Raw genomic sequence first — 9,834 nt, forward strand, 5'->3', positions numbered from 1 at the left:
AACGTGTTACTCTTTTGTTCACATTTCCTTCATATCTTATCATATAATCAGTTTATGAATACGCTTACAATTTAAGGGGGTTTTCTAATGATTACGTTTTTATTTGGTATTATTTTATTAATTGTTGGTTACTTTACGTATGGAAAGTTTGTAGAAAAGGTGTTTGGTGTTAACGCGAAACGGACTACTCCTGCCTTCACAAATCAGGATGGCGTTGATTATCTACCGATGAACACACCAAAAAATTCATTAATACAGTTGCTAAACATCGCTGGCGTAGGGCCAATATTCGGACCTATTATGGGAGCGCTTTACGGTCCTGCAGCATTTATTTGGATTGTTGTGGGATGTATTTTTGCAGGAGCGGTACATGACTATTTAACAGGGATGATTTCTATCCGCAACCGCGGTGCCCACCTTCCAGAACTTGCGGGGCGATTTTTAGGTAAAGTAATGAAACATGTAGTAAATGCGTTCTCAGTTTTACTTCTTTTACTTGTTGGTACAGTTTTCGTAACAGCACCTGCTGGATTACTTCATAACCTTATGAGCGGATGGGTAGCAATGGGACTAATTCTCGGAGCTATTTTCATTTATTACACGCTAGCAACCCTACTTCCTATCGACAAAATTATCGGACGCTTTTATCCGATCTTTGGTGCGTTACTTTTAATAAGTGCCTTAGGGGTTGGTGCTGGCCTAGTTATTACAGGGGCCCCCATTCCAGAATTATCTTTCGTCAACTTACATCCTGATAATGCACCAATCTTCCCATTATTGTTCTTAACGATATCTTGTGGTGCTTTATCTGGATTCCATGCAACACAAACGCCTATTATATCTCGTACAACACAAAATGAAAAACAAGGTCGCAAAATCTTTTACGGAATGATGATTGCAGAAGGGGTTATTGCAATGATTTGGGCTGCAGCAGCCATGAGTTTGTTTAATGGTTCAACTGGACTAAACGAACTTTTAGCTAACGGAGGTCCTGCGGCAATTGTAAGTGAAGCTTCGACTCTAATGCTTGGAGCAATTGGTGGCACATTAGCTATTTTAGGAGTAATTATCCTACCGATAACTTCTGGTGATACCGCCTTCCGTAGTGCTCGTATGATTATTGCTGATTACTTTAAATTTTCACAAAAGAAAGTGCTGAACCGGCTTTGGATTGCACTACCACTATTTGTCATATCCTTTGTATTAACTAGAGTAGACTTTACGTTATTATGGCGCTATTTCTCATGGGCGAACCAATCAACAGCTGTTATTGCATTATTTGTTGGGTCAATGTATCTATATGTAGCAAAGAAGAATTATTGGATATCATTAATACCTGGTGTCTTCATGTTAATGGCAACAACAACTTATATTTTGAATGCGCCAATTGGATTTGGTTTAGCATTAAATTTCTCTTATGTGGGAGCGACAATTATAACGATCATACTCGTTACCCTGTTTTTTTACGCTGCTAAGAATGCACGTAGAAATAACATACCACTTGAAGATGATGTATCAAATTGGAATAATGTAGCGTAACATTCTATTTAAAAAAACTAATAAAATCTTTCTCTCAACTATTATAATATGCCCAGACATTGTACGTACCTCAGTCAATGTCTGGGCTTTCATTTTTTTGTTTTCTAGTCATTCATCCGTTTCAAGATAATTTTTTATCCATATTCTATATTTATAACGAACTAAAAATCTACAATAGGTTGATAGGAGGTTATTATGTTTCCACCACCAAGGCCAAGACAACAAAGAAATCGCTTTATAGGTAGTTACCCTAGAGCAAATCACCCATTACCACCTCGTAACCAGTACATCCAGCAAGACAATCCTTTTCAGAAAGGATTTCTTATGACACCAAACCAACGAATCCCCCAAGGACATCGACGCGCTCCACAAAATCAAGGTCAACTATCTCAAGGATTAGCATCACTAATCAAAGATGAAAACGGACGAATTGATATGAAAAAAGTTGGAGCTGGTGTACAAAATGTTATGGGTGTTGTTAACCAAGCAGGCCCCGTAGTCAACATGGTTCGAGGGTTTTTTAGATAAGAATAACTCCCTTTGTATAGACAAAGCTTTATACAAGGGGAGCGACTTATAATATCTGTTATTTATCAGTTAGTGACTCAATGATTTTTAATGCAGTATCTTTCCCGTTTTGCATACAATCTGGAATACCGACTCCATAATAAGAACAACCGGAGATCCATATACCTGGATAGTTTTCTTTCAATTTGTTTTCAAGAGAATGAACAGCCTGAGGATGAGTCATTTGATACTTAGGCATATTATTATTCCATTTAGTCACTTCACTAGTAATTGGATCAGTTGTTATTCCAAGTGATTTAGATACATCTTCTCTGGCAAGTTGTAATAATCCTTCTTCAGACATATCCTGTATAGCAGTAAAGTTAGGGAGATTACTTTTATAAAACAATCTTACAAGTAAGTTTCCTTTTCCAGATGTATGTTTCCACTTTTTACTCGTCCAAGTACAAGCGTTGCAAATAATATCATTACTGTTTGCTTTAATAAAACCTGTTCCATCCATAGGAAGTATTTGATCACTAATATCAAATCCTAAATAAACACTAATCAAAGAACTACTTTGAAATGGCGCAATATATTCATCGAGTTGATTATCGGTAAATAAACTCTCCACCTCGGTATTCGGAACACTTAAAACGACTTGATTCGCTTTAATTATTTCTCCATTTGCAAAGGAAACTTTGTATCGATTATTTTCAGTTTCGATATTTGTTGCTCTACTGTTTTTTAGAATCTGCACTTGGTCTAAAGCATTTTCGAATGCATCAATAAATGCTCCTAGCCCACCTTTAAAGGATAAGAACTTCTTATCACCACTACTCTTAAATTTTTCCTTATTTGCTTCAAAGCCTTTAATGATACTACCAAATTTTTCTTTATAATCAATTAAATAAGGTAACGTAGATCCAATCGTTAGATCACTTAGATTCCCTGAGTAAACACCAGATAAGACTGGTGCAATCTGTTTCTCCACGAGCTCCTTTCCAAGAAAATACTCTAAAAACTCGCCAATGGAATCTTCTTTTGTAAATGTTTCATTTCTTGTATAAATATCTTTTAATGCTTCGACTTTTCCATCTGCAGAAACGAGTGTGCTTTTTGCTAAAGACTCTACACTCATTGGTATTCCAAATACTGCATCGTCAGGTATCTGTTTCAATTGACCTTCCGTATAGAGATAAGATTTACCTGATGCGTTGTAAACTAACTCTTTTTCCAAACCAAGTTCTTTTATATAGGGCATATCGTTTATTTTTCGGGAAACAATGGAATCTGCACCTTTTTCCACAATAAAATCCTCATCTTTAATAGTAGAGATTTTCCCACCAAGTGTTTCATTTGATTCAGCAAGAATTAAGTCGATATCTGATTGCTGTCGCTTTTTCCATTTCTGCAATTCATACATAGTCGTCAGACCTGTAATCCCTCCACCAATTACTAGCACTGTTTTCATTCATGTACACCTCAATCGTAATTTCAACTATTTAGTATTTAGAGTATACCACAGGAGATGTAGGTTAAGGACATCGGTGATAAACGTTCAGATTTTAGTCATATTTAGATTTCTCTTAAAGCAGTAATAAGCCTCTCAACATATGGAGACTTGTTACTGCACTATCCTGCTAATTTCCAATTCCCCTTGCTTGTTCAATCACTTCAATCAAATCTCATAAGTTCCACTAATCTCCATGTTTTCATAATGTTCTTTAAAGGTATCGTTTAGTATAACCATCGCAGCACCCATGACAACAGTCTTATAATCTGCAAATAACATTTTCCCAGCCCATTCATGAATCCAAAGTGAATTCAACTTTGATTAGTCCAAAACAAAAAATAGGCTTGATATCCTATTGTAAACGTTTACAAATTTGTGTAGATTATATATATAAAGACCACCAACATTTAGGGAGGTTGTCAGGCATGTTTGTATTCGTAATCGGTACTATTCTTGTCGGCATGGTAGGCACGTTTACAATGAGCTTAATGGTAGTTGCTAAAAGAGCTGATCAGATGAGTGATAAAACAAACAATATTGACTTTCTCCATCCCTAATAAGGGATGATTTTTTTGACTTAAACTTATTACTAGACCTAAACATACATCCTCAAAATTTGAAGGAAAGCGACTAACACTGCTTAGTCGCTTTTTTTATGTACATCTCTATTCTTTTGGCAAAGGTAGGGTAATCAAAAATGTTGTACCGTTCTCTGAAGTAGAATATAATTTAATATCGCCATTTTGGTTTTCAATCATTTTTTGTACAATGGTTAAACCTAGGCCAGTTCCAGAATCCTTATTAGTTAAAAATGGACTATAGATTGACTCTTGTAACTCCAAAGGAATTCCTGAACCAGTATCCTCAATAAAAAGCTGATAAGTATCTTCATTAATCTTCGAATAAATTGATATTTTTCCTTTACTTCCAATAGCATCACAACTATTTCTTATTAAATTATACATCACTTGTTTCATTTGCTTCTCGTCTAACAACAATCGTGTATCATCCAAATTGATATTAAACTCGATCTCTTGCGCTGTAGAATTTGTGTAATGTGGAACTATTTCTTCAATAATATCTTTGATATAGGCCTCCATGAGTTTAGGTTCCCCTGGCTTTGCTAGCATTAGCATTTCCTCAACAATCGAATCAATCCGCTCAAACTCACTCAGCATAAATGGAATATGAAATTTATTTTGTTCCGATTTGGAAAAGGATTCTGTCATCAATGTTAAAAAGCCTTGAATAACGGTTAGAGGATTGCGAATTTCATGTGCAGCTCCTGCTGACAATTCACCTAAAAGCGCTAACTTCTCTGATTGATAGATTCGCTTTTGTAACTCTTCTAGGTCAGTCATGTCAATAAAGTGATAGATTCTTCCTATAGTAACAAACGAGTGATTAGTGAGTTCGGATTGCGAAACTAATAACCTATAGGTTTTTTTTTCTGTCTTATAAACAACTCTTACATTTTCAACTATCTGTTTCGTTTGGAAAATATTCCAAAACTCTTTATTTTTTATCTGAACCTTATTCTCACTAACAAGTATTTTCTTAATTTCGTCTGGCTCTATGTTAAGGAGTTTGACAGCAAATGAATTAATCCTGATATCAAAAGCTTCTTCTTCTAATGTAATAATTCCTATTGGTAACGAATCCATCATTTGCTCTCTGTTTTTTTTGTCATTGGACACTTTTTCAAATAAACGAAAATACTTTTTAAAGAATATAGATAATACTACAATTAAAAAAGTAAAAGCTATTATGCCAAATATAGGACTTGTTTCTAAAACTAGTCCTAAAATAAATACTAAAGCAAAAATAATAATGTAATCTATTATTGTTTCTTGGAACGTTTTTTTTAGTAAAGGTAACAAGCGATTAGACGAGGCGATTAAAAAACCTAGTCCTACTAAAATTATATTTATAACATAATAGCATCCTAAGGCTAGTATATAAGAATAAGTACTACTAAAATTAATTTGGCCAATTTCTCCAGCAGTATAAATGAATACATAATAAGCTCCACTTATCATTAATGTGTACATTGCAAAATTAAATATTTGCGCTCTCCATAAAGCCTTCTGTTGTCTTAAATCGTATATGACACTTCCAACAAATAATACAAATAATGATATTTCTAATCCATAAATAAAAGTTATAGCTAAAAAAATCGATGAATCCAATGAAAAAGAATTACCATCTGGGGGTACTAAAATTTGAAAACGATAAGAAATTAAAATACTAACAACAAATAATATTAAAAGTACCGAACTAAAGTTATCAGTTACTTGAAAAAAAATAGAAATAGGATTATGCAAAAGAAACACAACACAACCTATTATAGAAATCGAATATAAATATATCCTTCTTAAAACTATGTTATTCAATAAGTATCACTCTTCTATAATAAATTTTTTGTCTATATTTGTATGATATTGTTACTTTTGATTCTAATTTATAATCACTATGAAAGCAATGAAATAGTTAAAATGTACTATAAAAATTCATTTCTCTAGTAATGTCTTTCCAAGCTGATTTTTTGATATTTAGATTGGAATTTACTACACTAGGTAATACTTAAATAAGTTCATTTTTACAAAGGAGCATCATATAAATGAAGGCAATTGTTATAAACAAGTATGGTACGAAAGAAGAGTTACAAGAACAAGAAGTTCCAAAACCAGAAATTAGTGATAATCAAGTGTTAGTGGAAGTTCATGCAACTTCTATCAATCCGATTGATTGGAAATTACGTGCAGGGTACTTAAAAAGCATGCTTGATTTCTCTTTTCCTATAATCCTTGGTTGGGACGTTTCTGGGGTCATTGTAGAAGTAGGCAAAGATGTAAAAAACTTTAAAGTCGGTGATGAGGTTTTCGCTAGACCGGATACAAATGCAGAAGGGACTTATGCAGAGTATACATCAGTTGATGAAAACCTATTAGCGAAAAAACCTAAAAACCTTTCTCATGAGGAAGCAGCATCGATTCCATTAGCCGGTTTAACTGCATGGCAATGTCTCATTGATCGAACAGAGGTAAAGGAAAATGATAAAGTATTAATTCATGCTGGATCAGGCGGTGTTGGTAGTTTAGCAATACAAATTGCGAAACATTTTGGTGCACATGTTGCTACTACAGCTAGTGAAAAGAACGAAACTTATGTAAAAGAATTAGGCGCTGATCATTTTATTAACTATCGCACACAAAACTTTGAAGAGGAATTAAAGGACTTTGACATCGTTTTAGATACCATGGGTGGAGATATTCTTAATAAAAGCTTTAGCGTTCTAAAACCAGGTGGTAAACTTGTCACAATCGCTGGCCAGCCTGATGAGGATTTAGCAAAGAAACATCAAGTTGAAGCTTCCTCTTATTGGCTTAATCCCGATGGTGAGCAGTTAAGTGAACTGGGTGACCTATTGGAGAGTGGTGTTGTAAAAGCACAAGTTGGTCATGTATTTGGCTTTTCAGCTGAAGAACTTCAAAAAGCACATGGATTAAGCGAAACACATCATGCAAAAGGTAAAATTGTGATCAAAGTAAAATAAGTGAGTGCCAAAAAAAAGCACGGTAACTAGGCAAGTGCCTAGCTATCGTGCTTTTTTTATGAAAACTAAGCCAATAAAAATTCTAATCAAATGTCGCAACTTGCTTTGAAACAGAATCTATCTCATTAAGGTCATCTGTTGATAAAGTAAATTGTAGTGTTCCGATGTTCTCTTGTACATGATGTAGTTTGGAAGCACCTGGGATTGCCACTACTGTATCGCCATGAAAGTGAATCAACCAATTAAGTGCAATTTGAGTTTGACTAACACCATATTTAATTGCTTTCTCCTCCAAGACATCAATTAAAGGCTGAGTCTTAGCTAAACCAGAAGCCTTAAAATAGGATGTGTACTTTCTCGGTCCCTGTATCTTCTTAATCAAATCTGGATTTTTGTGGAATTTTCCAGAAAGTATCCCTTGCTCAAGAGGAGAATAGGCTATGATTGTGATTCCTAATTCCTTCGCAGCATCTAGTACTCCATTTCTTTCTATTCTACGGTCTAACAGACTATATTTCACTTGATTTGAAACTAACGAGTAGCCTTCCTTTTTCAAAACCTCATCTGCCTGCTTCATTTTCGAAGCATTAAAATTACTAACCCCGGCATACTTTATTTTATTATCTTTGAGAAGTTCAATCATTGCCTTCATCTCATCTTTCACAGTGGAAAATGAATATGGTTGATGAATTTGATATAGATCAATTTGGCGTCCCCCAAGTGCTTCTAAACGGTTATCAATCGTCTTAGTAATCGAGGATGCTGTCCGTAAAATCGGCCACCACTTTGTTGCAATTAATGCTTGTTCAGCAGAGGGACCAATAGTGTTTAAAGCTTCAGAAAGGGCCCTTTCCGACTCACCTTTACCATAAGCTTCCGCAGTATCAAACCAATTAATGCCTCCCCCTAAACTCATTTTCACAATCATCGTAATGTCTTCTTGTTTCATTTCTGCCCAAAACCGACCAACCATTCCCTTTCCTTTACTGAATTGCCAACAGCCTAATCCTAAAGCAGATATTTTTGTTGTTGAATCACCTAAATTTCTTAATGGCACACGTGTCACAACTTCCATTTTTAAAAACTCCTCTCCTAAAGCCCAAATATTCGTTGTTATTCATAGCTTATCATTTTGCAAAAAAATAGCTAGCTAAGCATCCAAATTAGGAGAAAGCTAACTACTTCTAGAATTTTTTAAAGCAACTATTCAACGATAATGATTACTTCTTCGATTCGTTTTTCAGTTATTTTTTTAACTTCGAAACGAATATTTTTATATTGTATTGTAGGTTTTTCTGTTTCAGTTGGAATGTAACCTAGTTGCCCTACTAAAAATCCGTTTAACGTATCGTAATCATTACTTGGTAAGTCAATACCCAGTCTATCTTCTAATTGATATAAATGTGTTGTCCCAAAAACTGCGTATTTGTTTAAACTAACTTCATGTATCTCATCTTCCTTGGCTTTTATCAGACTATGTTCACTAGATATTTCTCCAACAATTTCTTCGATAACATCCTCAATTGTCACTAACCCATCTGTACCACCATACTCATCAAGTACAACTGCTATATGGACATTGTTCTTTTTCATATCACTAAAAATAACATCTATACGTTGAGATTCTACAACAAAATACGGTTTTCGAATCATATTTCTCAAGTTAAAATCATCATTGTCCTTTTCCACAAATTGAATTAAGTCTTTTGAATATAAGATACCAACAATGTTATCCACACTTTCATCATAAACCGGAAACCGTGTGTATCTCTTCAAATTCACAATTTCTGCAATCTCTTTTAAACTAGATTCAATCGATATCGACGTCATTTCGGTTCGGTGAGTCATTATATCGGATACTGTCCGATCGTTAAATTCGAAAATATTATTTATCATTAACTTTTCACTTACATTTATTGTTCCTTTTTCTCCCCCGACATCGACCATCATTCTAATTTCTTCTTCTGTAACTTCCTCGTCTTCAGCATTCGGATCAATACCAAATAAGCGAACAATACCATTCGTAGACATATTTAATATTTTCACAAACGGAAAACTAACCTTAAACAAAAAGGTAAGTGGAATTACAGCAAAGTTAGCAACAGCTACTGGCTTTTTCAAAGCTAGTTGTTTTGGTACAAGTTCTCCTATTACTAATGTAAAGTAGGCTAATATAATTGTAATTGCAATTACTGAAACGGTTTCCAACATGTTTAGGGATAATGGAATTCCAAGGCCATATAATGTTTGTGCCAATGGTTCTGCAAATGTATCTGCTGCGAACGCACTTGCTAAAAAACCAGCTAATGTTATCCCTATTTGAATTGTTGCTAAAAACCTGCCAGGGGCAGAAAGAAGATGATAAAGCATTTTAGCCTTTTTATCACCGTGTTCAGCCATTTTCTTCACTTTATTATCATTCAAGGAAACTAAAGCGATTTCAGATGCAGCGAAAAAGGCATTAATAATGATAAGTACAACTAAAATTATTATATCGGTTGACAACAGATAAAACCTCCAAGTTAAAGTTAAATAGAAAAGTATTCTAAATTTTATATTTTTATTTCGGCTATCTTAGTAAACAATTTAGCTTTCTCAGGTTATATACTTGATAGAAAGTGCGCATTAAGTATTCTTTGCTTTTGTGCATTCTTCCCTAGTTTAGTTGTGATCCAACGCTGCGGAAAAACACTCGCTTTCCATGGGGAACGCTTCA

At 34.4% G+C, this 9,834-nt stretch carries 9 protein-coding genes; 4 read left to right on the forward strand and 5 right to left on the reverse strand.

The window, feature by feature from the left end; translation table 11 throughout:
• The first annotated feature begins 87 nt into the window (after positions 1-87).
• Positions 88-1,539, forward strand: a complete 1,452-nt coding sequence (locus QQS35_RS19915; RefSeq protein WP_285933994.1) for a carbon starvation CstA family protein — start codon at positions 88-90, stop codon at positions 1,537-1,539.
• Positions 1,540-1,734: 195 nt separating this feature from the next.
• Complete coding sequence (locus QQS35_RS19920; protein WP_285933995.1) at positions 1,735-2,067, forward strand: YppG family protein; 333 nt, start codon at positions 1,735-1,737, stop codon at positions 2,065-2,067.
• A gap of 58 nt (positions 2,068-2,125) precedes the next feature.
• On the opposite strand, the gene hemG is transcribed toward QQS35_RS19920, so the two are convergent.
• Positions 2,126-3,520, reverse strand: coding sequence for a protoporphyrinogen oxidase (gene hemG, locus QQS35_RS19925; protein ID WP_285933997.1), 1,395 nt, complete (start codon positions 3,518-3,520; stop codon positions 2,126-2,128).
• Between the two features lie 207 nt (positions 3,521-3,727).
• Positions 3,728-3,877 carry a hypothetical protein gene (locus QQS35_RS19930; protein WP_285933998.1) on the reverse strand — a complete coding sequence of 50 codons (150 nt, stop codon included), beginning with the start codon at positions 3,875-3,877 and terminating at the stop codon, positions 3,728-3,730.
• 110 nt (positions 3,878-3,987) lie between these two features.
• Between QQS35_RS19930 and QQS35_RS19935 the strand changes: the two genes are divergently transcribed.
• Positions 3,988-4,119: a hypothetical protein gene (locus QQS35_RS19935; RefSeq protein WP_285933999.1), complete on the forward strand. Its 132-nt coding sequence runs from the start codon at positions 3,988-3,990 to the stop codon at positions 4,117-4,119.
• Between the two features lie 108 nt (positions 4,120-4,227).
• Here QQS35_RS19935 and QQS35_RS19940 read toward each other — a convergent pair whose 3' ends face one another.
• Entirely contained in the window at positions 4,228-5,955 is a 1,728-nt protein-coding gene (locus QQS35_RS19940; RefSeq protein ID WP_285934000.1) for an ATP-binding protein, read from the reverse strand.
• 227 nt (positions 5,956-6,182) lie between these two features.
• Between QQS35_RS19940 and QQS35_RS19945 the strand changes: the two genes are divergently transcribed.
• Entirely contained in the window at positions 6,183-7,118 is a 936-nt protein-coding gene (locus tag QQS35_RS19945; RefSeq protein WP_285934001.1) for an NADP-dependent oxidoreductase, read from the forward strand.
• An 82-nt stretch (positions 7,119-7,200) separates the two neighbouring features.
• Here the strand turns inward: QQS35_RS19945 and QQS35_RS19950 are convergent, their stop codons facing one another.
• Positions 7,201-8,193, reverse strand: a complete 993-nt coding sequence (locus QQS35_RS19950) for an aldo/keto reductase (RefSeq protein WP_285934002.1) — start codon at positions 8,191-8,193, stop codon at positions 7,201-7,203.
• A 128-nt stretch (positions 8,194-8,321) separates the two neighbouring features.
• On the reverse strand, positions 8,322-9,623 hold the full coding sequence (locus tag QQS35_RS19955) for a hemolysin family protein (RefSeq protein WP_285934003.1): 1,302 nt from the start codon (positions 9,621-9,623) through the stop codon (positions 8,322-8,324).
• Positions 9,624-9,834 lie beyond the last annotated feature (211 nt).

The sequence above is a fragment of the Aquibacillus rhizosphaerae genome (assembly GCF_030282825.1).
Taxonomy (GTDB): domain Bacteria; phylum Bacillota; class Bacilli; order Bacillales; family Amphibacillaceae; genus Aquibacillus_C; species Aquibacillus_C rhizosphaerae.